This is a genomic window from Paenibacillus sp. FSL R10-2788, assembly GCF_038003885.1.
In the GTDB taxonomy this organism is placed as follows: Bacteria; Bacillota; Bacilli; order Paenibacillales; family Paenibacillaceae; genus Paenibacillus_AQ; species Paenibacillus_AQ odorifer.
In genome coordinates this window covers 6,657,601-6,683,895 of the sequence record NZ_JBBOQA010000001.1, presented here as the reverse complement: position 1 = coordinate 6,683,895, position 26,295 = coordinate 6,657,601, and the positions used below count along the sequence as shown (strand labels likewise).

General features: G+C 46.6%; 24 protein-coding genes. 17 read left to right on the top strand and 7 right to left on the bottom strand.

The annotated features are described in order from the left end of the window. Positions 1-12 precede the first annotated feature (12 nt). Positions 13-885: a LysR family transcriptional regulator gene (locus tag NSQ50_RS29680; protein WP_076222435.1), complete on the bottom strand. Its 873-nt coding sequence runs from the start codon at positions 883-885 to the stop codon at positions 13-15. 97 nt (positions 886-982) lie between these two features. Between NSQ50_RS29680 and NSQ50_RS29675 the strand changes: the two genes are divergently transcribed. Next, the gene (locus NSQ50_RS29675; RefSeq protein ID WP_036682097.1) at positions 983-1,873 is read left to right on the top strand and encodes a DMT family transporter; all 891 of its coding nucleotides are present in this window, start codon (positions 983-985) and stop codon (positions 1,871-1,873) included. An 86-nt stretch (positions 1,874-1,959) separates the two neighbouring features. Here the strand turns inward: NSQ50_RS29675 and NSQ50_RS29670 are convergent, their stop codons facing one another. Beyond that, positions 1,960-3,066 (bottom strand): FUSC family protein, encoded by a 1,107-nt coding sequence (locus tag NSQ50_RS29670; protein WP_081384297.1) that lies wholly within the window; start codon positions 3,064-3,066, stop codon positions 1,960-1,962. Positions 3,067-3,369: 303 nt separating this feature from the next. On the opposite strand from NSQ50_RS29670, the gene NSQ50_RS29665 reads away from it, so the two are divergent. From NSQ50_RS29665 to NSQ50_RS29635, 7 genes are all read left to right on the top strand, one after another. Then, on the top strand, positions 3,370-4,479 hold the full coding sequence (locus NSQ50_RS29665) for an ABC transporter ATP-binding protein (protein WP_036682445.1): 1,110 nt from the start codon (positions 3,370-3,372) through the stop codon (positions 4,477-4,479). Next, a complete protein-coding gene (locus NSQ50_RS29660; RefSeq protein WP_036682096.1) occupies positions 4,469-5,281 on the top strand; it encodes an ABC transporter permease in 813 nt (270 codons plus the stop codon). Before NSQ50_RS29665 ends, NSQ50_RS29660 begins: the two co-directional genes overlap by 11 nt. Next, the gene (locus tag NSQ50_RS29655; RefSeq protein WP_076099717.1) at positions 5,271-6,104 is read left to right on the top strand and encodes an ABC transporter permease; all 834 of its coding nucleotides are present in this window, start codon (positions 5,271-5,273) and stop codon (positions 6,102-6,104) included. Before NSQ50_RS29660 ends, NSQ50_RS29655 begins: the two co-directional genes overlap by 11 nt. After that, the gene (locus tag NSQ50_RS29650) at positions 6,101-7,174 is read left to right on the top strand and encodes an ABC transporter substrate-binding protein (RefSeq protein ID WP_076099716.1); all 1,074 of its coding nucleotides are present in this window, start codon (positions 6,101-6,103) and stop codon (positions 7,172-7,174) included. Before NSQ50_RS29655 ends, NSQ50_RS29650 begins: the two co-directional genes overlap by 4 nt. 169 nt (positions 7,175-7,343) lie before the next feature. Beyond that, complete coding sequence (locus NSQ50_RS29645) at positions 7,344-8,018, top strand: response regulator transcription factor (RefSeq protein WP_076099715.1); 675 nt, start codon at positions 7,344-7,346, stop codon at positions 8,016-8,018. Then, positions 8,015-9,382, top strand: coding sequence for a sensor histidine kinase (locus tag NSQ50_RS29640; protein WP_076222370.1), 1,368 nt, complete (start codon positions 8,015-8,017; stop codon positions 9,380-9,382). The genes NSQ50_RS29645 and NSQ50_RS29640 overlap by 4 nt, the downstream gene beginning before the upstream one ends. A gap of 226 nt (positions 9,383-9,608) precedes the next feature. Then, positions 9,609-10,589 (top strand): alpha/beta hydrolase, encoded by a 981-nt coding sequence (locus NSQ50_RS29635; RefSeq protein ID WP_076105062.1) that lies wholly within the window; start codon positions 9,609-9,611, stop codon positions 10,587-10,589. A gap of 66 nt (positions 10,590-10,655) precedes the next feature. Here the strand turns inward: NSQ50_RS29635 and NSQ50_RS29630 are convergent, their stop codons facing one another. The 3 genes from NSQ50_RS29630 to NSQ50_RS29620 all read right to left on the bottom strand — a co-directional run bounded on the left by NSQ50_RS29630 (position 10,656) and on the right by NSQ50_RS29620 (position 13,182). After that, positions 10,656-11,477 carry a class I SAM-dependent methyltransferase gene (locus tag NSQ50_RS29630; protein ID WP_076222369.1) on the bottom strand — a complete coding sequence of 274 codons (822 nt, stop codon included), beginning with the start codon at positions 11,475-11,477 and terminating at the stop codon, positions 10,656-10,658. Positions 11,478-11,635: 158 nt separating this feature from the next. Continuing rightward, positions 11,636-12,487: a 1,4-dihydroxy-6-naphthoate synthase gene (locus NSQ50_RS29625; RefSeq protein ID WP_076132680.1), complete on the bottom strand. Its 852-nt coding sequence runs from the start codon at positions 12,485-12,487 to the stop codon at positions 11,636-11,638. Beyond that, positions 12,487-13,182, bottom strand: a complete 696-nt coding sequence (locus NSQ50_RS29620) for a futalosine hydrolase (RefSeq protein WP_081383981.1) — start codon at positions 13,180-13,182, stop codon at positions 12,487-12,489. Before NSQ50_RS29620 ends, NSQ50_RS29625 begins: the two co-directional genes overlap by 1 nt. Positions 13,183-13,462: 280 nt before the next feature. Here NSQ50_RS29620 and NSQ50_RS29615 point away from each other — a divergent pair, with 280 nt between their 5' ends. The 8 genes from NSQ50_RS29615 to mprF all read left to right on the top strand — a co-directional run bounded on the left by NSQ50_RS29615 (position 13,463) and on the right by mprF (position 21,967). Next, on the top strand, positions 13,463-13,933 hold the full coding sequence (locus NSQ50_RS29615) for a MarR family winged helix-turn-helix transcriptional regulator (RefSeq protein ID WP_076222368.1): 471 nt from the start codon (positions 13,463-13,465) through the stop codon (positions 13,931-13,933). Positions 13,934-14,129: 196 nt separating this feature from the next. Beyond that, positions 14,130-14,978: a KPN_02809 family neutral zinc metallopeptidase gene (gene ypfJ, locus NSQ50_RS29610; protein ID WP_076222367.1), complete on the top strand. Its 849-nt coding sequence runs from the start codon at positions 14,130-14,132 to the stop codon at positions 14,976-14,978. Between the two features lie 115 nt (positions 14,979-15,093). Further along, a complete protein-coding gene (locus NSQ50_RS29605) occupies positions 15,094-15,495 on the top strand; it encodes a DoxX family protein (RefSeq protein ID WP_036682076.1) in 402 nt (133 codons plus the stop codon). Positions 15,496-15,512: 17 nt separating this feature from the next. Next, positions 15,513-16,463 (top strand): ring-cleaving dioxygenase, encoded by a 951-nt coding sequence (locus tag NSQ50_RS29600; RefSeq protein ID WP_076222366.1) that lies wholly within the window; start codon positions 15,513-15,515, stop codon positions 16,461-16,463. Then, positions 16,460-17,080: an alpha/beta hydrolase gene (locus NSQ50_RS29595; protein WP_076222365.1), complete on the top strand. Its 621-nt coding sequence runs from the start codon at positions 16,460-16,462 to the stop codon at positions 17,078-17,080. Before NSQ50_RS29600 ends, NSQ50_RS29595 begins: the two co-directional genes overlap by 4 nt. A gap of 164 nt (positions 17,081-17,244) precedes the next feature. Further along, the gene (locus NSQ50_RS29590; protein WP_036682442.1) at positions 17,245-18,468 is read left to right on the top strand and encodes a multidrug effflux MFS transporter; all 1,224 of its coding nucleotides are present in this window, start codon (positions 17,245-17,247) and stop codon (positions 18,466-18,468) included. Positions 18,469-18,582: 114 nt separating this feature from the next. Beyond that, positions 18,583-18,933: a FlxA-like family protein gene (locus NSQ50_RS29585; RefSeq protein ID WP_076132668.1), complete on the top strand. Its 351-nt coding sequence runs from the start codon at positions 18,583-18,585 to the stop codon at positions 18,931-18,933. A gap of 367 nt (positions 18,934-19,300) precedes the next feature. Next, positions 19,301-21,967, top strand: a complete 2,667-nt coding sequence (gene mprF, locus NSQ50_RS29580; protein WP_076222364.1) for a bifunctional lysylphosphatidylglycerol flippase/synthetase MprF — start codon at positions 19,301-19,303, stop codon at positions 21,965-21,967. Positions 21,968-22,024: 57 nt separating this feature from the next. Here the strand turns inward: mprF and NSQ50_RS29575 are convergent, their stop codons facing one another. Both NSQ50_RS29575 and NSQ50_RS29570 read right to left on the bottom strand, forming a co-directional pair. Next, on the bottom strand, positions 22,025-23,497 hold the full coding sequence (locus NSQ50_RS29575) for an alpha-amylase (protein WP_036682065.1): 1,473 nt from the start codon (positions 23,495-23,497) through the stop codon (positions 22,025-22,027). Between the two features lie 141 nt (positions 23,498-23,638). After that, positions 23,639-25,231 (bottom strand): histidine kinase N-terminal 7TM domain-containing diguanylate cyclase, encoded by a 1,593-nt coding sequence (locus NSQ50_RS29570; protein ID WP_076222363.1) that lies wholly within the window; start codon positions 25,229-25,231, stop codon positions 23,639-23,641. Between the two features lie 280 nt (positions 25,232-25,511). Here NSQ50_RS29570 and NSQ50_RS29565 point away from each other — a divergent pair, with 280 nt between their 5' ends. Then, complete coding sequence (locus NSQ50_RS29565) at positions 25,512-26,294, top strand: ABC transporter ATP-binding protein (RefSeq protein ID WP_036682061.1); 783 nt, start codon at positions 25,512-25,514, stop codon at positions 26,292-26,294. Position 26,295: the final 1 nt, after the last annotated feature.

The following is a 26,295-nucleotide window of genomic DNA, read 5'->3' as shown; positions in this document are numbered from 1 at the left end:
TCATTAATCCATTTATTTTTGAGTGAAAAGATCCAGCGCTGTCTCAATGAAGAGCCTTACAGCAATTGAAGTGTCGGCAAGCGAGCTGACCGCAATTTGGATATCTCTATAAGCATCCGGCTGCAGCTCACGGGTAACCACATTTGGAGGCAGAGATAACAAGGACAGTTCAGACATCACGCCGATCGCCAGCCCCTCCTGAACCATATTAAGAGCTGTTGCAAAGTTATTAACCACATATTTTACATTCAGATGGCTATTACTTCTGCGGAATAGCTCTACAACAGGCGGTTCATATCCTGCTTTGCAAATCAACATGGGCTCGTTCGCTAATTCTTGCACACATACAATGGATCGCTTTTGCAGGGGATGGTCATCTCTAAAAACGGCAAACAATTTCTCTCTATATAATGGAATGGTTTCGAATTCTGCACTGGGAGCGAGCAATAAGCCAACATCAATTTCTTTTGAATCCAGCCATTCTCTGACTTCAGCGATAGAGCCCTCCTGTAGGCTAATCGTAATGTTTGGATATCTTCTAGTGATAGAGCTAATAATCTTCGGTAGAAAATGAGCAGATGCCACAGGAAAAGCCCCAATGCGGATACTCCCTTTTTCAAGACCTCTCTCTGCATAAATCTCCTGATTGACCTTATCAAAGCCCATTAGAATTTCACGGAAAATAACAAGAATACGTTTGCCGATATCCGTAAGCATCAGGCCATTACGCCGATCTCGAAGCAAGAGCTTCACGTCTAATTCGGCTTCGAGGGACGAGATCGCCCGGCTGACCGCAGGCTGGGTCATATTCAGTTCTACACCAGCTTTAGTAAAGCTGCCGCTTTCGGCGATTTTGACGAATAAACGAATTTGAGTATTGTTCATAACAAATATGATATGCCCCTTATGATTATTATTCATTTCATTTATGCTCTTGTTTATTGTATCATTTGTGATGAATCTACACCAAGGAAGTGAACAAATGAATCAGCAGAAGAAAAGTATGATCCTTCTTATTTTTTTGGTGATTGTATGGGGCATTAATTGGCCTATATCCAAAATCGCCTTAGACTACGCTCCACCTCTATTATTTGCAGGTATTCGAACCGTCGTAGGCGGTATTATTCTGATTCTAATTGCACTGCCCAAGGTGAAGGAGCTTCGCTTCAAGCAGCTCTGGCCGATCTATCTGATCTCGGCGGTCCTTAGTATTGTGTTTTATTATGGATTTCAGACGATTGGCTTGCAGTATGTTCCGGCGGGATTGTTCTCATCGATTGTATTTTTGCAGCCTGTATTGTTAGGTATTTTTTCTTGGCTGTGGTTAGGTGAGAGCATGTACGGGCTTAAAATGGCTGGTTTGCTGCTTGGTTTTCTCGGGGTAGCCTCTCTTAGTATCGGTGGAATTAATGGGAGTATCTCCATATGGGGAATTGTGCTGGCTCTAGCCAGTGCCTTAAGCTGGGCATTAGGAACAATATATATGAAACGGAATGCTGTACGTGTGGATATGCTGTGGATGACGGCTATGCAAATCACGATCGGTGGCATCATTCTGCTACTTTCGGGATCAGCTACGGAGAAATGGTCGGATATCACATGGAGTGGAACCTTTATTGTGGATACCTTGTTTATCGCAATCTTTGTTATTGCTCTGGGCTGGCTAATTTATTTCAAGCTGATTAACGAAGGAGAAGCAGGAAAAGTAGGTTCATTCACCTTCTTGATCCCCCTGATCTCGATAGCAACCAGCGTAGTTTTTTTGAAAGAGCAGATTACCATAAACCTTGTGATCGGATTATTGCTGATTGTCAGCAGTATTGTACTGGTAAATGTGAAGATAGGGCGTGCTGCCAAACAATCAGTCAGTTAAATTTGTTGGATGGTTGTAGTAACCAATCGTGCTAAAGGGCATTATGTCTAATAGGGATTGAACATAAAAAAAGGACACTCCCAAGCTTAGAGCTTCTGGGAGAGTCCTTTTTTAATTAAGCGTATAGCGCGTGTGATTTCAGCTGTTGAAGGCCGAGCTGCAACTACGTAAGTAGCAGAACTAGCACGTTCCACTTCTTCGAGTACCCGGTTTAAGTGACTGAAGAGCGCTCCTAGATCACGAACAGATGACAGCGAGCACCGTCCTTGCAGTTCAGAGAAGCTGGCCGCCTGCAAGTCGCGGGCACGATGCAGACAATCTGTAAGTGAACGTTGGCATTCAACCTTGGATAAGGTCTTCGTACCATAAACAGCTATACAATCGGCTGTTGCCTCCAGCACTTCCAGCATCCAGTCAGAATTGGCATGATGTGCTGGCAGCAAGCAAATATCGTCGGAAATTTCTTTAACATAGGAATGAATGGTCTTTAGATGTGCTGTGGCTTGTATAAGCCCCTTTAGATCACCACGACACTGATAATGAGCAATGGTGTAGAACATTTCCTTCTGTTGTTGATTGCTGGCAGACAGCAGTTTACCTGCTTGCTCCAGCATATTATTATCCTTTGAAGAGTCTCGTCTTATGCCTACGAGGCCTTTTAATGCATCCGAAAGTAGAAGGCTTCCATCGAGTGCCAATGCTTTTACCTTGACGAACCTGTTTGGTGGAACGATAATCATATTGATGATCAAGGCAATGAGCACACCAATAAAGGTTTCGGCGACTCTCCACAGCACGTAATCATTGTGATAAAAGGTAAGGGCCAGAACCGAGGTCACCCCGACCTGCGAAACCGCTTGGATATTCATCCGACAGGCTGTGGCAATTCCGATCCCGATGAGCAGAATTAGCAGAATGGAAAATGCACCTACATCGAAGAATTGGCCTACAATCAGGCTGACAATTCCACCGATAATAATGCCGATCAGGCGGTAGATTCCTTTTTCGAGTGATGCCTTCACACTGGCTTGAGTAATGAGAATGGCTGCAAGCGGTGCAAAGTATAGATATTGGTCACCATATAAACTGTGTACGGCTACCCAGGATAGTGATGCGGCAAGCGTAATTCGTATCATGTAAAGTGAGAATCCATATTTTTCAAGGCGGTCTAGTAACCCCTCGTTCATTATCATTCATCTTCTTTCGCAAAAATAAGAAAACCACACTGGCTTTTCAGTTCGTTTTCATTATAGCACCTCAAAAAGGGCATGGAAGACTGGAATTTTTACAAACTTGTTAAGTTTATGCTTAGCATTTAACAATGTAAGCTATCGCATATAATGGTACAATCTAATATGCTATATCTATTGGAGCGTCGAAGGAGAGGGGAAATTGTCGCTTATTAGCGCTGAGCATACCCATTTCGATTGTTCTCCGCAAGATGCGGGTAAAATAGTATTGTATTACTAAGGTAAGGGAGGTTGTTAGCTATAGCTATTCAGGAAGGTACCATCATTTCATTTGAAGAAGTTACTAAGCAATATGACGACGAAGATCCGGTGTTAAAAGGAGTCAGCTTTGAGATAGAGCGCGGCAAATTCTATACACTACTTGGTCCATCTGGCTGTGGTAAAACAACTATTCTTCGATTGATCGCCGGGTTCGCTGAGCCAACGAGCGGTTCTATCTATTTAAATGGAAAAGTAATTAACCACATTCCCGCCAATGAGCGGCAGGTGAATACGGTATTTCAGGATTACGCATTGTTTCCGCACCTGAACGTATTCGAGAATGTGGCTTTCGGACTGCGCATTAAGAAGCTTAAGAAGGACGTAATCACGAAGAAGGTACAGGAAGCGCTAAGCTTCGTTAACCTTGTGGGTTATGAGCAGCGTGCGATTAACGAAATGTCCGGCGGTCAGCGCCAGCGGGTCGCCATTGCCCGGGCGATTGTGAATGAGCCACAGGTTCTATTGCTGGACGAGCCTCTATCGGCGCTAGACCTCAAGCTGCGCACGGAGATGCAGTACATACTGCGGGAAATGCAGCAGCGGCTAGGGATTACCTTTATTTTTGTAACCCATGACCAGGAAGAGGCACTCGCGATGTCCGACTGGATTTTTGTCATGAATAAAGGAAAAATCGAGCAAAGTGGCACTCCTAATGATATTTACGATGAGCCGATTAACCGTTTTGTGGCGGATTTTATTGGCGAATCGAACATTGTGCCGGGAGTTATGATCGAGGATTATCTGGTGGAGTTTAACGGCCGCCGCTTCGAATGTTTCGATGCCGGGCTGAAACCGAATGAATCCGTAGAGATTGTTATTCGTCCTGAGGATTTGGAAATTTCTACGCTGGAACAGGGTAAACTACGTGTGCGGGTTGATTCCCAGCTGTTCCGGGGCGTGCATTATGAAATCAGCTGTTATGATGAATCCGGGCATGAATGGCTTGTGCATTCTACACGTAAGGCGACTGTAGGCAGTGAAATTGGCCTTTATTTTGATCCGGAAGCGATCCATGTTATGCGTTTCGGTGAAACGGAGGAAGAATTCGACAGACGTCTGGAAGCTTATGGCGAGGTGGAGAGTCATGAAGAATAAGGGCAAATCGTACTATCTCATCCCTTATTACCTCTGGATCGCATTGTTTGTAATTGCACCGGTAGTGCTTGTCATCTACTATTCGTTATTTGATTTGGATGGCCATATTACTCTGGATAATTACGTCAGTTTCTTCACCCCTGTATATTTGAAAATGACGCTGACCTCGTTCTGGTACGCGTTTCTGATTACAGCATTCTCTTTGCTGGTTGCTTATCCGGCGGCTTATCTACTGACAAGAACCAAACATAAGCAGCTGTGGTTATTGCTGATTATTTTGCCGACATGGATTAATTTGCTGCTAAAAACCTACGCTTTTATAGGGATATTCGGTACATTTGGTCCGATCAATAATTTCTTTGATCTGCTTGGAATCGGAGAACAGCAAATTTTGTTTACGGGCTTCAGCTTTGTATTTGTATCTGTCTATATTTTTATCCCGTTTATGATCCTGCCGATATACAGCGCTTTGGAGGATTTGAATTTATCCTTGCTGGATGCGGCACGTGATTTGGGGGCTTCGGGCTGGACCACGTTCAGACGTGTTATTTTTCCGCTGACCATTTCGGGAGTACGCTCAGGCTGTATGGCAGTATTCATACCGGCGCTGTCCCTATTTATGATTACCCGTCTGATTGCAGGCAACAGGGTCATTACGCTGGGCACCGCAATTGAGCAGCATTTCCTGGTCACTCAGGACTGGGGCATGGGTTCTACAGTTGCAGTGTTTCTGATTGCCATCATGGCGCTGTTTATGATTATCACAGGCGGATCGCGGAAAGGGGCGCGGAATGAGAAATAAAAATGGATTCTCTAACCTCTACCTAGTTCTGGTGTTCATTGTTCTGTATGCACCTATCTTCTATTTAATGTACTATTCGTTCAACAGTGGGGGGACGATGCATAAGTTCGAGGGCTTTACGCTGGATTACTACCGTGAGGTAGTCCAAGATAAGCGCCTGATCATCATCGTAATCAATACGCTTGTGATCGCGCTGCTATCCTCGGCTATTGCGACCCTTATCGCTATTATTGGTGCGCTGGCCATTAAAAGTGTGCAGAATCGCCGCGCCAAGAACACCTTGCTGTCTCTGAATAACGTGCTGATCGTCAGTCCGGATGTCATTATTGGTGCTTCGTTCCTTATCCTGTTCACCATTGCTGGCATCAAGCTGGGCTTCGCGTCTGTTCTGCTCTCACACGTTGCATTCAGCGTGCCGATTGCCGTATTGATGATTTTGCCGCATCTACAGGAAATGAGCCCTACATTGACGGATGCAGCCCGTGATCTTGGGGCAAGCCGTAAGGATGTGCTGACAAAAGTAATTTTGCCGATTATTAAACCAGGGATCTTCAGCGGATTTTTTATGGCGCTTACGTATTCACTGGATGACTTTGCGGTTACGTTCTTCGTAACAGGCAACGGTTATTCGACGTTATCGGTTGAGATATACTCTAGAGCCCGGCAAGGGGTGTCGCTATCGATCAATGCGTTGTCGACAATGATCTTCCTGTTCACCATTCTGCTCGTGGTTGGTTATTACTTCCTGACCCTTAAGAAAAATCGTCATAACACGGCAGAAGCTGTGGCGGAGCCTGTTGCAGAAGCGGGGGTGCCTAGATGAAACAGCTGATTAATGCTTTTCTGGCGATCCTTATCACGGCATTTGCGCTCATGTACTTGGGCTCTTGGATGAATTCGAGAGAGGGATATTCAGGTGGAAACACATTGACTATCTATAACTGGGGCGACTATGTTGATCCCGATCTATTGAAGGAATTTGAAAAAGAGACCGGCTTAACAGTCATTTATCAAACCTTCGATTCTAATGAAGCTATGTTGACCAAGGTTGAGCAGGGGGGAACTACCTTTGATGTTGTAATCCCTTCGGATTATGCCATTGCCAAGATGAAAGAAGAAGATCTGCTCATCCCGCTGGATCATAGCAAGATTTCGAATCTAAAGAATATTGATTCACGCTTTATGGACCTTTCGTTTGATCCGGGTAACAAATATTCTGTGCCTTATTTCTGGGGGACCGTTGGGATTATTTTCAATCCGGAAATGACTAAAGGCATGGACTTCACCAGCTGGGATTCTCTTTGGGACAGCAGACTGCATAATAACATCTTCCTGGTGGACGGAGCCCGTGAAGTGATGGGCATGGCCTTGAACAGCCTGCATTATTCCGTTAATGACAAGGATGAGGTACATCTGCAGGAAGCACTGACCAAGCTCAACAAGTTGTCTCCTAACGTGAAGGCGATTGTCGGTGATGAGATCAAGATGCTGCTGGCAAATGAAGAAGCTGCGGTTGGGATTGTCTGGTCCGGCGATGCTTCCGAGATCATGGACGAGAATGATAAGCTGGATTATGTAGTGCCGGAAGAAGGCTCGAACAAGTGGTTTGATAACATGGTTATTCCTCGGACAGCGAAAAATGTGGATGGAGCGCATCAGTTCATCAACTTCATGCTCCGCCCAGACGTTGCTGCTAAGAATGCAGAATACGTAGGTTATTCCACGCCTAACATTCCTGCGCTGGAGCTGCTTCCTGAGGAAACTTCTGAGGATACCCGTTTCTATCCACCTGCTGAAATTACGGACCGGCTTGAAGTATACGACAACCTTGGCAAACGGATGCTTGCTCATTATAATGAGCTGTTCCTAATGTTTAAGATGAATAAGAAGTAAGCTGACTAAAGCTAAAGCAATTTCGACATTAAGAGCGTCTACATACGGGTAACCGTGTTAGACGCTTTTTTCGGTTTGATCATTGTGTAGCCTCAAGACAAACGACAGTTTAGCCGAAAGTATAATATAGTATAATAGTAAGAATGGACAACAGGAAAAGAGGAAACGAATGCCTACTATACTGGTTGCTGACGACGATGCGAACATTCGCGAGCTTGTCTGTTTATTTCTCCGCAATGACGGATTCGAAACAGTTGAAGCTGTGGATGGCAAGGAGGCGCTCGCCGTATATGCTGGAACAAATGTCGATCTTGTCGTGTTGGATATAATGATGCCAAATATGGATGGTTGGATGCTTTGTAAGGAGCTCCGCCGAGCTAATCCCGATCTTCCATTACTTATATTGACTGCCAGAGGCGAAACCTGGGAGAAAGTGAAGGGCTTCGAATTAGGTACGGATGATTATTTAACTAAACCCTTCGATCCGTTGGAGCTGACGGTCCGTGTTAGGTCATTGCTGAAACGATATCGGATCGGCTCCACGCAGATGATCCAAATTGGTAACGTCATCTTTGATCGGCAGACCTATAAGGTGATGAGAGGCACGGAGTCATTTGCCTTACCCCTCAAGGAGTTCGAATTGCTGTACAAGCTTGCTGGGACACCCGGACAAGTCTATACGCGCGAGCAGTTGATCGATCAAATTTGGGGAATTGATTATGCTGGAGATGATCGGACGATTGACGTGCATATTAAACGCCTGCGTGAACGCTTTGCGACTACCCCTGATTTTCGTATTGAGACGGTGCGTGGACTTGGCTACAGGCTTGAGGTGTACGAATGATTAGATCCATATATACACGCGTTGTACTGACCTTCCTAGCCTCCGTAATCGGGGGCACAATCATTGCTTTGTTTGTGGCAACTTGGGTATTCGAAGATAAACTGAACGAGAACACGCGAATTCCCTTATTGCATTTTGGACAGGATATTGTCAGGGTTTACGAGACCTTCCCATTTCGTGGAGCCAACTCTTTCGTAAGTGGAATGAAGCAGCTTGATTCCTACCACATCCGAATTTTCGATGAAGCGGGTAAATTCCAATCTTATGGAACGCTTAATGGGCACAAGCCGGTCCCTGTAACTATGGAAGAAATAAAAAAAGTTCTCGCAGGAGAAGTTTATCAACCTCATAACAGGAATATTTCTGCGCTTCTCTTAGGCTTGCAGTTGAGAACGGAAGACGGCACCAAAGCGATGTTTGTGGAGACGCTTAATCCCCCTTCCATCACTGCCAGAAGGAATTTGGTATTAAATTTCTTACTCTATTCATTGATAGCTGGAAGCCTCTTGATTCTGGTAGCCGCGATGTTCTTAGTCAGACCTATTAAGAAGCTAACCAAAGCGACCAGACGGATAGCAGCTGGTGATTTTAACGTCGAGCTGAATATTAAGCAAACCGGTGAGCTAGGTACCTTGGCTCGCAGCTTTGAAGAAATGATGCACGATCTGCAGCAGCTTGAGCAGATGCGTAAAGAGTTTGTATCCAATGTGTCGCATGAGGTCCAGTCTCCGCTCACTTCAATATCTGGGTATGCGATTGCGCTCAAGCGAGTAGATCTTGCAGAACAAGAGCGAAATCGTTACCTCGATATTATTATCGCTGAAGCAGAGCGGATGTCTAAAATGAGTGACAGCCTGCTGAAGCTGAGTTTATTAGAATCGCAGTCACAACAGCTACGGCTAATTACATTCAACCTGGACGAACAGATAAGAAGAGTAATCGTAGCGATTCAGCCGCAATGGGCGGCTCGTAACATCAGCTTCGACCTTGATCTGAAGCCTATTATCCTACTGGCTGATTATGACCTGTTAAGTCAGGTATGGACCAATCTCCTTGGCAACAGCATCAAGTTCTCTAAGGATAACAGTGTAATTAACGTCAGCCTCAAACAAGATATCAACAACGTGACCGTTCGGATAACAGACACTGGCATTGGGATTTCACTTGAGGATCAGCAACGTATATTTGAACGGTTCTTTAAGGCTGATCGATCCCACAGTCGTAAATATGGTGGCAGCGGGATGGGACTTGCCATTGTTAAACAGATCGTAACGCTTCATAAAGGGGATATCCGCGTGGAAAGCGAACCCGGTCAAGGAACGACCATCATTGTCACCCTGCCAATTATAGCGCCGACAGAGTAATTAGCTTCCAGGCGGGGCCTTGTGAGGGCTTGAATGCATCCCGCATTTTTCATTGCTACAGCAGTACAGGCAAGTTTTCTTGTCTTGTGCTGCCGTAGCATTTTTTTTACCTGTTCATTTTCAGTTCATATTGCCGTCATGAGGGGTACATCTTTGTTAGTTATGATCTCATTAGCGAAATGTTAAGAGGGCTTAATAAACAGATTAAAGACAGGAGAAGATGAGGGTGACACAACAAGCGGACAAAAAAACGGGGAATGGACAGAAAAAACATAAACTGCGTAACCTGTTGCTCAAAATATTAGGAGCAATAGTGATCGTGGTCGTACTTTTTCTAGCCGTTGTCTATACAGTTAATGTGATCAGCAACAAAACAGACCAGAAAAAAATACAGCACTATGGTCAGTTAGTCCCTGTTGACGGGAAAAATATGAATGTTTTGATTCAAGGAGAAGGTAAACAGACGATCGTGCTCATACCAGGCTTTGGAACAGGAGCACCAGCACTTGATTTTAAGCCGTTGATTGATGAGTTATCACCATTCTACAAAGTGGTGGCGGTTGAACCGTTTGGGTATGGACTCAGTGATGAAACGAAAAAAGAACGAACCACAGAGAATATCGTTAGTGAAATTCATGAAGCCGTTCAGAATCTTAACATTGACCAATACATTCTAATGGGCCACTCGATTGGAGGTATTTACGGATTGGAATATGCGAAGAAATATCCAAACGAAGTGAGTGCTTTTGTGGGTATTGATAGTAGTGTTCCGGAGCAAGGCGGTATGGATGTTAAATTCCCAATTAAAAAATTAAAGCTGCTTAAAGATTCAGGGATTATAAGATTGGGCTTGCAATTAAGCGGTGACCCTTATGATGGACTGCCATTTGATGATGAAACCAAAAAACAAATGAAATTGATTTCGCTTAAAAATATGAACAATTCCACTACCTTAAATGAAATGGAACATATTTATCCTAACTTTGTTGCCTCCAGAGGCTTAAAATTCGACAAGAATCTTCCCATTATCTTCTTTATACAAGCAAATAATACTACTGTGAAAGACTGGATCCCTCTGCATGAAGGGCAAGTCAAGGATTCTGTGCATGGAAAAGTAATGACATTTGAAGGCGGACATTACTTACATCATTCAAAATCCAAAGAAATCGTGGAGAACCTAAGGGTATTCATGGAAGAAGTTAAATAATAAACAGAAAACGCTCCGAACTCCTCATATGAGGGGGCGGGGCGTTTTTTTGGTTGCGATCGAAGATTATTTGATGCCGATTCTCATGCGATAGCTGATCAGAACCTCTAATGTTCTGCCTTTAAAATGCTGTTTAACTGCGGCGGTGTAATCGGCGATGTCTTGTTCAAGCAAGGTGGCGTCTAGCTTCATTACGGTTTGCACTCCCCCTTGACTTAGGGTTAAACCGATATATCGCTGGGCATCGCAGGACTCTAGGTTGTGGAATACGATTTCTCTGGCAAAAGAGAAGGCCCCACTAGCTTTGATCCGTGACAAATGGCCTTCTTTGTCCCATTTATGTGCTCTCTCCTCATTAGGTAAAAGCGAGGCCAGCCATTCTTCTGTTTTGGAGATTAGCTGGTTGTATCGTTCTTCTACATTTTGCTGAAGAGATAAAGGCCAATCGCAATCGTAGGCGGCAAAGACTCCGCCTTTTTTTAAGACCCGGGAGATTTCTTGCAGTGTACTCTCAGGGTCCATCCAGTGGAATGATTGTGAGCAGGTAACTATGTCTACACTATCTGATGCAAGCGGAAGCTGGTTAGAGTAGCCTTGCACAAAAGTAATTGATTGGGGTTCTTCTAATCTGCTAAGTTTATCGATTGCTTTTCCCAACATATCTGGATTGGGTTCGATACCGATTACGCGTTCTGCAACATCGTTCCAGAGAAAAGTAGACAAACCCGTACCGCAGCCTATATCTGCGACGAGTGAAGGGGTGGTACCCAAGTAATCTGTTAGCAATTTGATAATCATCACAGGGGCTTCGGGACGGTAGCGGTCATATTCATCTTGAAAGCCCAGAAAGCGGTCGATGTTTTGTTTGCTGTTTTTTTCAGGTATCATGTGATCCTCCCTCATAGATCATGTTTATAGGTCTATTGTATAATCACTGGTTCGATAAGCCAAATAATGGCTGGCTGGGAATGTTACGTAGAATAAATAAAATCCCCGGAGAACACCTTTTAGGTGTAGCCGGGGATTGTTAAACTATCTAGTGAATGTTAACGAAGCAGTGCTGGATCAATTGCAGGCACAAGTCCTTCTGCCGCAGCACGATCAAGCAGGGCAGAGATTGCGGCATAGCCGTCATCACCCAGATTCATCGAGAAGTCATTCACGTAGAGATCGATGTGGGATTTAGCCACTTCAGGAGCCAACTCTTGAGCATGGCTAAGCACATAGTCTCTGGAATCGGTAGGATGATCCCACGCATACTGAAGAGAGCTGCGAATCCAGCCAGTGATAGCATCGGCATCTAAATCACGGCGGGCAATGATAGCGCCGAGAGGAATGGGCAGTCCGGTATCGCTTTCCCACCAGCTGCCTAAATCAGTTAGCATATTAAGACCATACGAGGCGTAAGTGAAGCGGGCTTCGTGAATTACCAGCCCTGCATCGATATGACCATCCCGTACGGCAGGCATAATCTCATCGAAAGGCATTACGACTATTTCGCCGATGCCTCCAGTTACATTTTGTGCTGCCCATAATCGGAAAAGCAAATAAGCCGTAGAGCGTTCGCTAGGCACAGCAATCCGGCGTCCGGCTAGCTTTTCTGGGCGTTTGATCGCATGGGGTCCACTTGCTGTAAGCAGCAGCGGGCCGCAGCCGCGACCTAAAGCGCCGCCGCATGGCAGCAGTTTGTACCGCTCCAGAACCCAAGGCAGAGCAGCGTAGGAGATTTTGAGGACTTCTGGTCCTTCTCCGTCAGCGGCCAGCGTATTGGTAATATCAATGTCGGCATAGGTTACATTCAGCTTAGGTGCATTCGGGACAAGCCCGTGCGCCCAGGCATGAAATACAAAGGTATCGTTAGGGCAAGGGGAAAAAGCGATATTAAGCTCAGTTGTCATTACAGCACCTCCAGTAATATAGCGGCTGCCGCCGTTAATGCTTCCATTGCATCACCGATCTTCCAAGCGGCCCGGTCGCGGGGACCGACCGGGTTCGAGATGGCGCGGAGCTCCAGTACCGGGAGCCCCAGCGCCTGGGCGGCCACGGCGACTCCGTGGCCCTCCATCGCTTCCGCGACGGCATGGGGATGCCGCGCGAGATGGGCGGCGGCCGTCTCCGCGGTGCCGGTCGCCGTCGAGACCGTAAGCACGGTGCCCGTGCTTACGGGTAACCCGGCCGCAGCCAGCGCGGCCGAAACCGCTTGCACCGTGCCGCGGTCAGCCGGCACGGACACGCTGCCGAAGCCGAGCTCGGCAGCGCTGCGGAAGCCCTCCGGCGTCTCGGCCCCGAGGTCGGCGGCAATCATCTCGCTGGCTACAACCAGCGAGCCTAAAGGTGCCAGCCCCGGGAATCCGCCGCCGATCCCGACGCTCAATACGCAGCCGTAAGAACCGGCTGCGAGTGCCGCAGCGGTTCCCGCCGCCGCCGCTGCCGGCCCTGCGCCGGCAGCGATAACATGGAACCTGTCGCTGCCTTGCAGGCCGCGCAGGACCGCGTCACGCTCCGCGTCTACGGCTGTCACGATCAGCACGCGTCGTGCTCCAGCCTGCCCTTCCATAGCTTCTTCGGTAGGGGTTGGATTGAACGAACTCATCAGGTCGCCTCCTTTAGGGTATTGAAATCGCTTACTAAATAGTCATTCGTAAAGACAAGAATACGCCCTTTTATAGGTCAGGTCAAACTTGGGGTGATTTTTATCACTCCCTGTAAAGTGTCAAAGGAAACTTACCGGTCTCTAGACGGAAGTGACTTTTTTAGCGATGAGGTTGACAAGGAGGATGGGAAGTCGTATAGTTATCTTAACTTAAAGATATTTAATGTAAAGACAAATAAATGGATTGAATACAAGTTTGATTGAAGTGGAGGTGGAATTGATGAGTGATAAACAAGTAAATCTGCGTAATACAGAGAGTGCACCTGACGAAGAACAAGCCGCCTCACTGAAATTGTTCGTAGTCTTATCTAAGGCTTATAAGAGCCTAATGGATCATGCGGTGAAGGATATGAAGAGTTATGGCTTGGCTTCGGCTGAATTCATGGTGCTTGAAGTACTTTACCATAGAACGCGGATTCCGCTGCAACAGATCGGGGAGAAAATTCTCGTTACGAGCGGAAGCATTACCTATAATATCGACAAGTTGGAGAAAAAGGGACTGCTGAAACGTGTACCCTGTAGCGAGGATCGCCGCGTTACTTATGCGGAGATTACGGATGCAGGCCGTGAACTGTTTGATGAGATTTTCCCTCGTCATGTAGCCTCAATTCATGATTTGATGGGTGGATTAGATAAGGAAGAGAAAGTCCAGGCTAGCGAATTAATGAAAAAGCTTGGCAAAGGTGTGTAGGCGCTGCGAACATGACGAATAACTAGGCGCCTCTATAAGGTTGGAAGTAGTTCGGCTCCATCCTCATTCTCCCAACTCCAGTAAGTATAAGTGAAACCCTGCTTTTTTGGGTATATCACTAATAAGATATTTAACTTAACGAAGCCAGGTAGCCATTTACTTAAGATTACCTGATATTTCGACTGGGGGCTTGGCCATGAAATGGCAGGGAAGAAGAGGGAGTTCGAACGTGGAGGACCGCAGAAGCATGAGCGGCGGCGGCAAGATGATTGGTGGCGGGATCGGAGGAATTATCCTTGTCCTGGTCATCACGTTACTCAGTGGAGGCAATGCCGGGGATATCCTGGGAAGTTTGACTTCCACAGGCTCCAGTTCAACGGCCCCTTATGAACAGACCGCAGAGGAGCAAGAGCTTGCGGAGTTTGTATCGGTAGTTCTTGCCGACACAGAGGAGGTTTGGGGTGAGATTTTTCAGCAGCAGGGAATGACCTATACGGACCCCACCTTAGTGCTATACAGTGGGAGTGTAGACTCTGCTTGCGGAACAGCGACCTCGGCAGTCGGTCCGTTCTACTGTCCGGGTGACGCCAAACTATATATTGATCTGAGCTTTTATGATGAGTTGCAGCAACGCTTCCATGCGCCGGGCGACTTCGCCATGGCTTATGTTATTGCCCATGAGGTTGGACATCATGTACAGACATTACTAGGCACCTCGAAACAGCTCGATTCCCTTCGTCAGACGTTGAGTGAGAAGGAGTACAACAAATATCAGGTTCGTTTTGAGCTGCAGGCTGATTATTTCGCCGGTGTCTGGGCCAATCATGCTCAGGGTATGAATCTGCTGGAGGAAGGCGACTTAGAGGAAGCTCTGGCAGCTGCAAGCGCCGTCGGCGATGATACGATTCAGAAGCAGGCTCAGGGCTATGCAGTGCCGGATAGTTTCACTCACGGTACCTCAGAGCAGAGAAAGCGCTGGTTCTACAAAGGTTTTAACTCGGGTACGATTAAGGGCGGCGATACGTTTAACGCCTCCGAGTTGTAGATAGAAGAGGGAAGAGGAGAGCAGCCCATAGGTTATTCCGGTTCGCCGGGCGCTCTTTTTTATCCAATATCTTAATGTTAAGATAATTAAATCAAAGGAATAGGGGAATGTAAAAATGATAAGTGTAGGACTGTTATTAATGAGATTGGTGATTGGACTTGCGTTTATAGGACATGGTGCACAAAAGCTATTTGGATGGTTCGGAGGCTACGGTCCGAAGGGTACGGGAGGCTGGATGGAGTCCATCGGAATCAAACCGGGTGTGACTATGGCGATTTTAGCAGGGATTATGGAGCTGGTGGGCGGATTTATGTTCGCGGCAGGACTGTTAACGCCTGTTGCAGCGGTGTTGATCGCTGCCACGATGCTGGGGGCAATCGTTAAGGTTCATGCTCCAAATGGTTTCTGGTCCACTTCGAACGGGATTGAGTTTCCGCTCACGGTTCTGGTATTTGCGGTAGGTGTGGCGCTTACGGGACCAGGTTCGATTTCTCTAGATGCATTGTTTTTTAACTAAGAAGGGAGTTTATAATAATGACACTTCAAACTGCAGGAATACACCATATTACAGCTTTTGTCGGAGACGCTCAGCGCAATGTTGATTTCTACGCCGGGATTCTGGGCCTACGGCTCGTGAAAAAAACGATTAATTTTGATGCTCCAGAGGTCTATCATTTATACTTTGGGAATGAGCAGGGTGCTCCGGGAACGATTATTACATTTTTCCCTTCACCTGTAGGGCGTAGAGGCAGAATCGGCAGTGGTCAAGTTGGCGTAACGATCTACGCAGTGCCGGTTGGTGCTCTGCAATTCTGGGAACAACGCCTTGCTGAATACGGAATTTCGGTTACAAAAGGAAGTCGGATCTCGGAACCCTATTTAGCTTTTGCCGATTACGACGGTCTGCGGATTGAACTGGTGGAACGTGAGGAAGGCCCGCTCAGTAAGTGGTCCTTTGGTGGGATTCCTACTAAATACGCGATCAAAGGTTTTGGCGGGGCTGTGCTGTATAGCAGCAATCCGTTGCAAACAACTGAGACACTTGTTCATACGCTGGGCATGGAACAAATTGCTGACGGAGATGGATATACTCGGTATAGAACCAACGGGGAGCTAGGTAATATTATTGATTTGAAGACATCACCCGTTCCGCTCGGAGCGGGAGGTGCAGGGACAGTTCATCACATCGCGTGGCGGGCAAAGGATGATGCAGAGCAACTGGAATGGTCGCGCCATGTACAGAGTCATGGGCATAGACCTACACCCGTTCAAGACCGTCAGTATTTTAATGCGATCTATTTCCGTGAAAGAGGAGGAATCCTGTTCGAGATCGCTACAGATCCTCCAGGTTTTGCCCGTGATGAAGCCCCAGATGCGTTGGGTGAAAAGTTGATGCTGCCGTCCTGGTTTGAGCCGCATCGCGCGGCCATCGAAGAAAACTTAACGCCTATTCAAGTAAGAGAAATTGAGGTGAAGCAGGGATGATTCATGTATTCCATAAAGGTAAAGATATAACTAAACCTACGTTAGTGTTGTTTCATGGTACAGGTGGTAATGAGCAGGATTTGCTGCCGCTGGCTGAGATGTTATCCCCAGATTCATCGGTGCTAGGTATACGGGGCAATGTGCTGGAGAATGGCATGCCACGATTCTTCCGTCGGCTGGCAGAAGGAGTGTTCGATGAAGCGGACTTAGTTTTCCGTACCCATGAGATTAAGAAATTTCTGGATGAAGCGTCAGAAAAATACGGGTTTGATGCCAACAATCTGGTAGCGGTTGGTTACTCTAACGGTGCAAACATTGCTGGTAGCCTTTTGTTTCATTATAAGGACATTTTCCGCGCGGCAGTGCTGTTGCATCCGATGGTGCCATTACGCAATGTGGAGCTTCCTTCTCTTGAAGGGGTGTCTATCTTTATTGGGGCAGGTATGAATGATCCGCTAATAACATCTACGGAAACTCAGGAGCTAGAGGGGATTCTGCAGAAAGCAGGCGCTGAGGTTACAACCCATTGGGGCAACCAAGGTCACCGTTTGAGTATGGCGGAAGCCGAAGCCGCCAAAGATTGGCTGCAGGGATTTAGCACATCTCAAAATGCATAAAACAATTAGGATAACCGCCTTTTGGCGGTTATTTTTAAGTTATTAGCCCCGAATGAGGCCTTATAAAAGGATTGATCATTTGAGTTCCTTTACGTTAGTATGAAGAATACAAAAAAAGGCCCCCGGGTTGCTTTAGAAAGGTTGACGTAAGGATCATGATTGGAATGCAAAATGCTAATAAACTTGCTGTAGATGGACCCTCTAGGAAGCAGAGATTGCAACTTGCTGTTATTCTGGGCTCCATTACAACCATTGGGCCGTTGTCGATTGACATGTATTTGCCGGCGCTGCCTACACTTGTCGACGATTTCGGTACGACGGCTGCTTTGGTGCAGCTAAGTCTCACCTTCTTTTTATTGGGACTGGCCTCAGGTCAGTTAGTAGCTGGACCACTGAGTGATGTATATGGACGTCGCCGTCCACTGCTTATAGGGATGTTCATCTATGCCGTTTCCTCAGTGCTATGTGCTTTTAGTCCTTCGATTGGACTTTTAATTGTTTTGCGGTTTATTCAAGGTCTTGCTGGTTCAGTGGGTGTAGTTGTCTCTAGGGCGGCTGTGCGTGATCTGTATAGTGGCTCTGAACTAACGAAATTTTTCTCTTTATTGATGATTGTTAATGGTCTGGGTCCGATTTTGGCTCCAGTCATTGGAGGACAGCTTTTAAGAGTGACTACATGGCAGGGGATATTCCTCGTATTATTTGCTGCCGGAATTATCTTCTGCTTGACGATTCTCCTGCGCTTGCCTGAGACATTGCCGAAGGAGCGGCGCTCCAAGAGCGGGTTGAAGGGTACTCTGCTTACCTTTAAGGTGTTACTTGGCAACCGCAAGTTTATGGGTTATGCCTTGTCCCAAGGCTTTGTTACAGCGTCTATGTTCGCTTATATCTCAGGGTCATCTTTTGTTTTGCAAAATATTTTTGCGGTTACTCCGCAGGTATACAGTTTGATCTTTGCTGTGAACGGGATTGGGATTATTATTACAGGTCAAATCGCCGGCAGACTAGCTGGTAAGGTGAGTGAGACGAAGCTGCTGCTTAGCGGGTTGCTGCTCTGTACAACGGGGGGCGTCTTGCTGCTGCTTACGATCCTGGTAGGGGGAGGGCTGATCCCTATTCTAATCTGTCTGTTCGCTGTTGTCTCCAGTGTGGGGATTGTCGGAGCAACCAGCTTCTCACTTGCAATGCAGGACCAAGGAGAAGCCGCAGGCAGTGCTTCGGCTTTAATCGGACTGTTACCGTTGCTGCTTGGTAGCTGTGTAGCACCGCTTGTGGGCCTTGGGGGCGTAGACTCAGCACTTCCGATGGCGATTGTGATTGCCTGTACGGGTGTTCTCTCTATTCTGTCTTATTTTCTGTTGGTCAGACGGGGAAACACCAATTCCTAACAGCTTATCCTTATAACCTTGAAAGCGAGCAATACTTTCAGCAAACTTTCAGCGGGTTTTAACGTTCCTTATCTGCAAAAGGATTATATTGGAGGTAAGAAGGGAGGGATGATTATGAGTATATCCGCAGTCTCAGGTTCTACATCGTATACCACCTCGACGTCTAGTACTACAGATACCAGCGCGCTCGAGAAACAAAAAGCGAAGCTGGAAGCCGAATTGGACAAGATTGATGCCAGCTCGGATGACGCGAAGACCAAAGAAACGAAAACGAAACAGATTGAGCAGCAGATCAAGCAGATCGAGGCACAGATTTCCCAGAAGTCGCAGAGCAGTGCTTCCGCAGCAAGCAGTAGTGCAGAAGCACCTGCCAAACCTGCAAACAATGCACTTGCTGCGGCAAGCCCGCAAGAGATCGCTAACGCAACAACGGATAGCCAAGGCAGATTTGATATCCGTGTATAAATCATACTAAATCGTGTTACATAACAAAAAGGGCATCCTTTGCCGTGAGGGATGTCCTTTTTGTTATGTATTTTTAAGTTTAGACTACAATTTAAATGTTCTTTTATCACATTGTTGGCTAATACTAGAAAGATACCGCTAAAATAAAGTTCCGTCATATTGATCAGTCCAGCTTCGTAATATATTAACTATGCTTATCCTCATTTTCCATAAAATCTTTAACTGTTGCAGGGGTTAGGGATTTGCTGGCAGTCTAATAGAGTAGGTGTTGATTATCACGGGTCTTCTATTCCAAGAATTGCTATAATGGACTAGTTGTAAAAATTGTCTAGCACAACGTGTGTCAGCGGTAAAGGCAGGTGGGCTCATGTATTCAAAGCAACAGACACTAGAAAGATTCAAAATTGTAAGACTGATCTTATCTATCTATCGGATCCGGGCGGTCAGAGCTCTTTTTCCAGTGGCTATCATAGCGTTCGTATACTGGGAGGGGCAACATGAGCTGAAGCAGGTTCATTTAGGACTTATAATGCGTGAACTAAGGCGAGTACCTACGTCTGCTATTTTGCAAATGATTGGTTTTGCACTTCTTTCCGTAGCTGTGATGAGTGCTTATGATTATTTGATTCGGGCACATTTTCGTTTAAAAGTAGGGCTGTGGAGTACCTTTCGGTATGCATGGATTGCTAATACATTTAATAACTTGATTGGGTTTGCAGGTCTGGCTGGAGTTGGTTTAAGGACGCTGCTGTATAAAAAAAGCGGAGTGCCGACCTCCGTGCTAACGCCCGCCATTGTATTTCTGTCGCCGCTTATGATTACCGGGTTATCACTACTTTCATGGGCGAATATCTTTGGTTTACTCCCGGCCACGGCTTTGCTGGAAGAACATCGCTGGCTGGTATTTGCAGTATGGGGTATGGCGCTTTATTTACCGGTTTTTGTGTTTGTGCAGCGCTCATCGCTTTATGCGAAATGGATTAACCGGGGAAAAGGTAGAACACCATGGCTTACAGTCGTTAATTCCGTCGGTGCTTCCTTTCTAGAATGGAGCTTTGCTGGCGTGACGTTTTGGACCATCAGCAGCCATCTCTTGGATGAGGTCCATTTTATAGCTATCTTTGGTATATTTACGATTGCTGCCATTGCCGGCATCTTGAGTATGGCACCCGGCGGTATCGGTGCATTTGACCTTATTGCCTTGCTCGGGCTGACACAGCTTGGCTACCAGACCGATAAGGCGATGGCGGTGCTTGTCATCTTTCGATTGTTTTATTATGTCATTCCTTGGTTGATCGGATTGGTGCTGGCTGCACTGGAAATTGGTCTGCAAGGAAAAAAGGATCAAGATCGTTCAGTTCCAGGGTTCGAACCCTCTCTTAACAAATGGCAGAAGATCTGGGGCTGGCCGGGTCAGTATACCTTTCTGAGCGATCTTGGAATGTGGGCTCTTGGCAAGCTGGTACTAGCTAGCGGGCTTATTCTCTTACTATCTGCAGCAGTACCCGGATTGCTGTATAGGTTGAAGATTACGGAGGAAATATTGCCGTTTCCGGTAATGCAGCTATCTCATCATCTGTCTGTACTTATTGGTTTTATGCTGATTTTATTGTCGCGGGGCATTACATTGCGGGTTCATAGTGCATATGTATGGACTAGCATACTTCTGTTTATTGGATCGTTGTTTGCAGTCACTAAGGGTTTTGATTATGAAGAGGCACTGTTGCTACTTATAGTAGCGCTTATTCTTTGGATATCCAGATCGCGGTTTTATCGGATTAGTGCGCCAATCAGCAGGCAGAGCGCGATCCGGTGGTTTGTCCTCACTTCAGTGATTGCACTAAGCTACTATCTGATGGGCTGTTATGTACATCGTGGATTTCTGAAGCATCTGCCTCCGGGTGTGCAGCCTGAATGGTTGCAGCGGTATAGTCATGTTGCATTTACGGCAGTGGGGGGATTGGTCTTGTCTTGGGTACTGCTCATAATGTGGGTAAACCTCAGGCCCCATCATAAGGAGAACGAGCTGTTCGGGACCTTGGATGTAGCTAAGCTGAAACATTTTCTAGATGGAGTTCAAGGCAATACCTTAACGCATACGTTATTTTTGGGTGATAAGGGCTTCTTCTGGGCTCAGAACGATAAAGTGCTGCTCGCTTTCGCCAGAGTTAGGGATAAGCTCGTTGTGCTGGGTGATCCGCTGGGAGAGAGAAGCTTAATAAATGAAGCCATCAGTGAATTTAGACAAGCTGCAGATCAGTATGGTCTGGTTGTAGTTTTCTATCAAGCTTCACCTGCTTTTTTATCGGTCTATCAGGAGCAGGGCTATCGCTTTTTTAAGCTGGGTGAAGAGGCAGTGATAAGCCTTGATAACATTGCACTCAGTGGTCTGAAGAAAGGTGATCTGCAAAGTGTAAGCGATCGTTTTGAACGGGAAGGCATGTTTGTTGAAATTACAGAAGCGCCGCTTGCTGATAGTTTGCTGAGAGAACTGCGAGCGATTTCGGACGAGTGGTTGAATGGCCGAGCGGAAAAGGGTTATTCGTTAGGCTGGTTTAAGGTCGACTATCTGCAACTGGCTCCCATTGCGGTGCTGCGGAACGCCAAAGGTACAATACTGGCATTTGCTTCTATTGCCCCGGGGTATGATCAAGGATTGACCCTGTCCGTAGATTTGTTGCGCCAGCGGAAGAATGTCCCAAACGGGACGGTAGATTATTTATTGGTTTGTATGCTGGAATGGGCGAAGTCCAAGGGGTATCGGCGATTTAATCTAGGCAACACTCCTCTATCATCCAGTGGGGGGCAGGACCCCGGAGCTCTGAAGGAGGAGAAGCTGGCTCATCAAGTGTTTAATAGAGGTGGGCATGGGCATGGTTACGGTTTTGCCAGATTGCGTCGTTACAAGGAAAAGTTCAATCCAGAGTGGGAGCCGCGTTACTTGGCTTATCCAGCGTCCCTAACATTACCCGTCTTAACGCTGGATCTGGTGAGGCTTGTATCCCGACATCCGGAGCATAAAGCGAATAACTAAAAAAAGGTGCCCAACGCCAAACGGCGTTGGGCACCTTTTTAATCAGGTACAAGTGATTTACTTCTTGTCAGCTTCTGCATCCGGCAGAGCCCAGACGGAGACGCTGCCGCCATTGACCGGGAAGGTCGCCCAACCATCTTTTTCAATGGTTATGGTGGCTTTATGGTTATGGGTGAAATCCACCCATGCTTCACCGGCGCGATGTTCTCCTACGAACATTCTCTTCTGGCCATTCTCACCATTACTGATCACCACCGCACAACCGGAGTGTTCAATATCCTCCACGCCGAGCCGTGTCCAGCCAATCGTGTTAGGATGATCGAAATAATCCTTCTGTTCACCATAAGCTTTGTGATAGCGGGTATACAGCAGAGGGTCAATCGCATCTTTTTTACCTGCTACAGGTGTTGGTCCTTCGATCCCATAATAATCCCCGTAAAAGACCACAGGATATCCATCCCGTCGCAGCAGGATAAGCGCGTAAGCACTTTGCTTGAACCAATCATCAACCCAGGATTCCAGGGCTTCGTGAGGCTGAGAATCATGATTGTCAACGAAGGTTACAGCATTGGTGGGATGGGTCTGCACCAGTGTGTCATCAAGAATTTTGGTCAGATCATAGTTTCTGCCCTCCAAGGAAGCTGAATGCAGCTTGTAGTGAAGGGATACATCGAAGAGGTCAATTTTATAATCGACGGTATTCAGAAATTGTCGGCAGGACTCTAAGTCGGAATTCCAGAATTCACCGACGATATAGAAGTCCTTCTCACATTTATTAAACATCTCTACCGCGAATTCTTTAACAAACTCATGGTTGATATGTTTGATGGCATCCAAGCGGAAGCCGCTGCAGTGGAGGGTGTCCACCAGCCATTTTCCCCATTGGATCATTTCTTTTTTGACTTCCGGATGGCTGTAATCAATATTAGCGAACATTAGATAATCATAGTTTCCGAACTCGTCGTCAACATTCTGATTCCATGCTTTATTCTCGCCTACTATGCGGAATACGCCGGTTCGCTCTTCTTTGGCGTCAAAGTCAGTGCCGTTAAAATGATTGTGATTCCACTTAAAGGCAGAGTGTTCATTCCCGCGGCCAGGGAAGGTGAATTTTGTCCAGCCCTCAATCTCGAAAGGTTTCGAAATTTCTTTCATCCGATCATTGGGGTCGACCTCGATGACTTGGAATACTTCTTTTTCATCCGCGCCTGCCTTATGATTCATGACCAAATCAACGTAAACGGCGATGCCATTCTTTTGACATTCCGAAATTGCGTTGATCAGTGCTTGTTTGGTGCCATATTTGGTGCGTACCGTACCTTTTTGGTCATATTCGCCCAGATCGTATAGATCATACACGCCATAGCCTGTATCTTCTGCGGAGACGGCCTTTGTCACAGGAGGTACCCAAACAGAATCAATGCCTACGGCTTTTAGCGCGGGTGCAGTTTCTTTTAAGCGATCCCAGTGTTTCCCGTCCGCAGCAACATGCCATTCAAAAAACTGCATCATTGTATGGTTCCTCATTATTTCTTACGCCTCCATATCCCATCAAGCAAATTTTACTCTCAACACTCTGATTAGTTTTTCAGATAACTCTTATTAAACTTAAAAACAGACTATGAAAAATAAGGCCAGTTGTTGAATGCGCAGGAAGGGACATGATTGTCATTAAACAGGTTTGAAAAGAATGATTTCTGACCTTTGGGAGAGATGCACAGCGTTGCGTCCATTCCGTTTAGAGCTATACAGAGCATGGTCGGCCTCAGATAGCAGTTCTTCTAGAGTAGCCTCTGGACTTAGGGCCTCCACAACTCCAAAGCTGGCGGTCACATTAATGGGCCCGATGACGGTATATAAGGTGCTTTGTTCAATATCCGCGCGGATAGTTTCGCAGAGCAATGCAGCTTGCTTAAGCGACGTCTCTGGCAGACAGATCACAAATTCCTCGCCACCATAACGGCCAAAGAGATCTCCCTCCCGCAGATGTCTGCTGCACACTTGGACAATATGCTGGAGAGCTTGATCTCCGTATTGATGTCCATAGCGGTCATTAATGCTCTTGAAGAAGTCCACATCCAGCAAAATCATAGATAATGAACTTCGCAGGTTGGCGGACCGGGCAAGCAGAGCTCGACTCAGCTCCAAAAAATAGGAGCGGTTATAGATACCGGTTAGGCTGTCCATCGTAGCCAATAGGCGCAGCTTCTCCTGAAGCAGTATTCGTTCAGTCACGTCAATCAGCATGATCATCTGTCCTGCTATGTGCCCCTCTTGTTTTTGTACCGGAGAGGAGCGGATTTGATAATAGCAGACCTCCTCTGCTTTGTTCCAAGCCACTTCCCGTTCTTCGCGCAACAGCGGCTCGGCGTCCATCACATAGGACAAGGCGTCTTTGCCTGCGTTAAGAAACAATTGCGCTAGCGGTTTGCCAATCGATGAGGAGTTGAGCCCCTCTATCATATCCGCGGCTGCACGATTGTAATCGACGAGCATGTCCGAGCGGTCGGTGACAAGCACTCCCTCCCGCATGCTCTCGAAGAGATTCTCACGAGCAATAGGCGCAGCCGTTAACATGCCCCGGGATAAAATAGCCCAAATATATAGGGAGGAGGTCAGGCTCATAATGATCGGGACGGGATCCATTCCGTAAGGAGTCAAGCCCATCAGATACAAAAAAGAGCCAAGTGTTGGAAGGCTTAACCCGATTATTATTGTGATGATCTGCCTGCGGTATACCCGCTTCATCCGGTTCCACTGCCATATCATGAGGCAAATGGCTGCCAGCAGACAGCCAAAAGTAAAGCTGCCGTGAACGATATACCAAGGTCCCATCACAACATCAACGAGTGGGGTGGGCGTATTTTCCCGTAAATAAATGGATTTATAGAAGAGATGATGGTAATCATTGGTCCAAACCAGCAGCGTTGTAATGAACGGAATGATAAATAACGCCGCCCGTATGCCTTTTTTAAACAGCGTCTCCAGCCCAACGAAATGGATCACCATGATTAGACTAGCTGGCGCAATGAAGGGCATCCCCAGATATTCTAACTTAATCCAGAAGCTGATTTCCTCCAGGGTTTTCCCCGATAACTCTAATGCGAAGCCGAAGGTGTAAATAGCAGAGGTAAAGGAGCTTATAACAAAAGCCCTGATTCCTAAGAAATCAGTTTTTTTATAGTAGGCGAAAAGGGCTAGTAAGACACTCAGCACACCTGATATAGCAACAATTACAATATAATTCGAGATTATAGATCCCATGGGTCTATTGTCACCTGCCGAGGAAAGATATGGATAAATATTACCACATATCTGCGGATATAAAAAAATACTTCGGGTTTGTGGTCAAAAAAATGTCTCCTAGACAAAATGACGCAATTTAACAGGAGCTATTTTACTAATTGTCTAGTGAGAGTCCAGTGAGCAGCGTGTAACATGTTAGTTAATACTACATGCGATAGAAGTTTTCTTGATCTTATCTATATTACGTCAGTTTATATAACATTATAAACATGACTTATTTTGAAAAGGAGGGCTGAGGATGTCATCACTAGCGACAAATATTCCTGAGATTCAGCTGGAGAATGTTGAAATGCGTTATCGGACAGAAGCTGCGGAAGTGCTTGCCCTGCATCAGGTGAGTCTTGATATTGCCAAAGGGGAGTTCGTCTCCCTGCTCGGACCTTCCGGATGTGGCAAAACGACGCTGCTTAGACTGATGGCCGATCTCATAGCACCAACAGGCGGGAACATTGTGGTAGCTGGGAAAAGTGCCAGAGAAGCCAGGCTGGCGCAAAAATATGGCATTGTTTTTCAAAGTCCAGTGTTATACGACTGGCGGAAAGTGAAGCATAACATCACATTGCCGCTGGAGCTGATGGGGGTAAAGAAGTCAATCCGTGAGGAAAAGGCGATGGAGCTTCTTGATCTGGTGGGGCTGCAGAGCTTTGCGGATAAATATCCGTGGCAGCTCAGCGGCGGGATGCAACAGCGTGTAGCGATTGCCAGAGCGCTATCGATGGAGCCGGAAATTCTGCTCATGGATGAGCCATTCTCTGCGCTGGATGAATTTACGCGTGAGCGATTGAATGAAGAGCTATTGTCTGTCTGGAGTAAAGTGCAGAACACAATTGTTTTTGTAACTCATAGTATTCCTGAATCTATATTCCTCTCTGACCGGGTGTTTGTTCTTTCCCCGCATCCGGGTCGCTTGTCCGCTGTGGTTGAAATTCCTCTGCCACGTCCGCGAACGGCGGAAATGAGAAATAGCCCAGAGTTTTTCGAACTGATCGCACGTATTCGCGACAGCTTCGAAGGGGTGTAGT

Coding starts and splice junctions, on each gene's coding strand:
- NSQ50_RS29680 (WP_076222435.1), bottom strand. CDS start 885: ATGAACAATACTCAAATTCGTTTATTCGTCAAAATCGCCGAAAGCGGC.
- NSQ50_RS29675 (WP_036682097.1), top strand. CDS start 983: ATGAATCAGCAGAAGAAAAGTATGATCCTTCTTATTTTTTTGGTGATT.
- NSQ50_RS29670 (WP_081384297.1), bottom strand. CDS start 3,066: ATGATAATGAACGAGGGGTTACTAGACCGCCTTGAAAAATATGGATTC.
- NSQ50_RS29660 (WP_036682096.1), top strand. CDS start 4,469: ATGAAGAATAAGGGCAAATCGTACTATCTCATCCCTTATTACCTCTGG.
- NSQ50_RS29655 (WP_076099717.1), top strand. CDS start 5,271: ATGAGAAATAAAAATGGATTCTCTAACCTCTACCTAGTTCTGGTGTTC.
- NSQ50_RS29650 (WP_076099716.1), top strand. CDS start 6,101: ATGAAACAGCTGATTAATGCTTTTCTGGCGATCCTTATCACGGCATTT.
- NSQ50_RS29645 (WP_076099715.1), top strand. CDS start 7,344: ATGCCTACTATACTGGTTGCTGACGACGATGCGAACATTCGCGAGCTT.
- NSQ50_RS29640 (WP_076222370.1), top strand. CDS start 8,015: ATGATTAGATCCATATATACACGCGTTGTACTGACCTTCCTAGCCTCC.
- NSQ50_RS29630 (WP_076222369.1), bottom strand. CDS start 11,477: ATGATACCTGAAAAAAACAGCAAACAAAACATCGACCGCTTTCTGGGC.
- NSQ50_RS29625 (WP_076132680.1), bottom strand. CDS start 12,487: ATGACAACTGAGCTTAATATCGCTTTTTCCCCTTGCCCTAACGATACC.
- NSQ50_RS29620 (WP_081383981.1), bottom strand. CDS start 13,182: ATGAGTTCGTTCAATCCAACCCCTACCGAAGAAGCTATGGAAGGGCAG.
- NSQ50_RS29615 (WP_076222368.1), top strand. CDS start 13,463: ATGAGTGATAAACAAGTAAATCTGCGTAATACAGAGAGTGCACCTGAC.
- ypfJ (WP_076222367.1), top strand. CDS start 14,130: ATGAAATGGCAGGGAAGAAGAGGGAGTTCGAACGTGGAGGACCGCAGA.
- NSQ50_RS29605 (WP_036682076.1), top strand. CDS start 15,094: ATGATAAGTGTAGGACTGTTATTAATGAGATTGGTGATTGGACTTGCG.
- NSQ50_RS29600 (WP_076222366.1), top strand. CDS start 15,513: ATGACACTTCAAACTGCAGGAATACACCATATTACAGCTTTTGTCGGA.
- NSQ50_RS29595 (WP_076222365.1), top strand. CDS start 16,460: ATGATTCATGTATTCCATAAAGGTAAAGATATAACTAAACCTACGTTA.
- NSQ50_RS29590 (WP_036682442.1), top strand. CDS start 17,245: ATGCAAAATGCTAATAAACTTGCTGTAGATGGACCCTCTAGGAAGCAG.
- NSQ50_RS29585 (WP_076132668.1), top strand. CDS start 18,583: ATGAGTATATCCGCAGTCTCAGGTTCTACATCGTATACCACCTCGACG.
- mprF (WP_076222364.1), top strand. CDS start 19,301: ATGTATTCAAAGCAACAGACACTAGAAAGATTCAAAATTGTAAGACTG.
- NSQ50_RS29570 (WP_076222363.1), bottom strand. CDS start 25,231: ATGGGATCTATAATCTCGAATTATATTGTAATTGTTGCTATATCAGGT.
- NSQ50_RS29565 (WP_036682061.1), top strand. CDS start 25,512: ATGTCATCACTAGCGACAAATATTCCTGAGATTCAGCTGGAGAATGTT.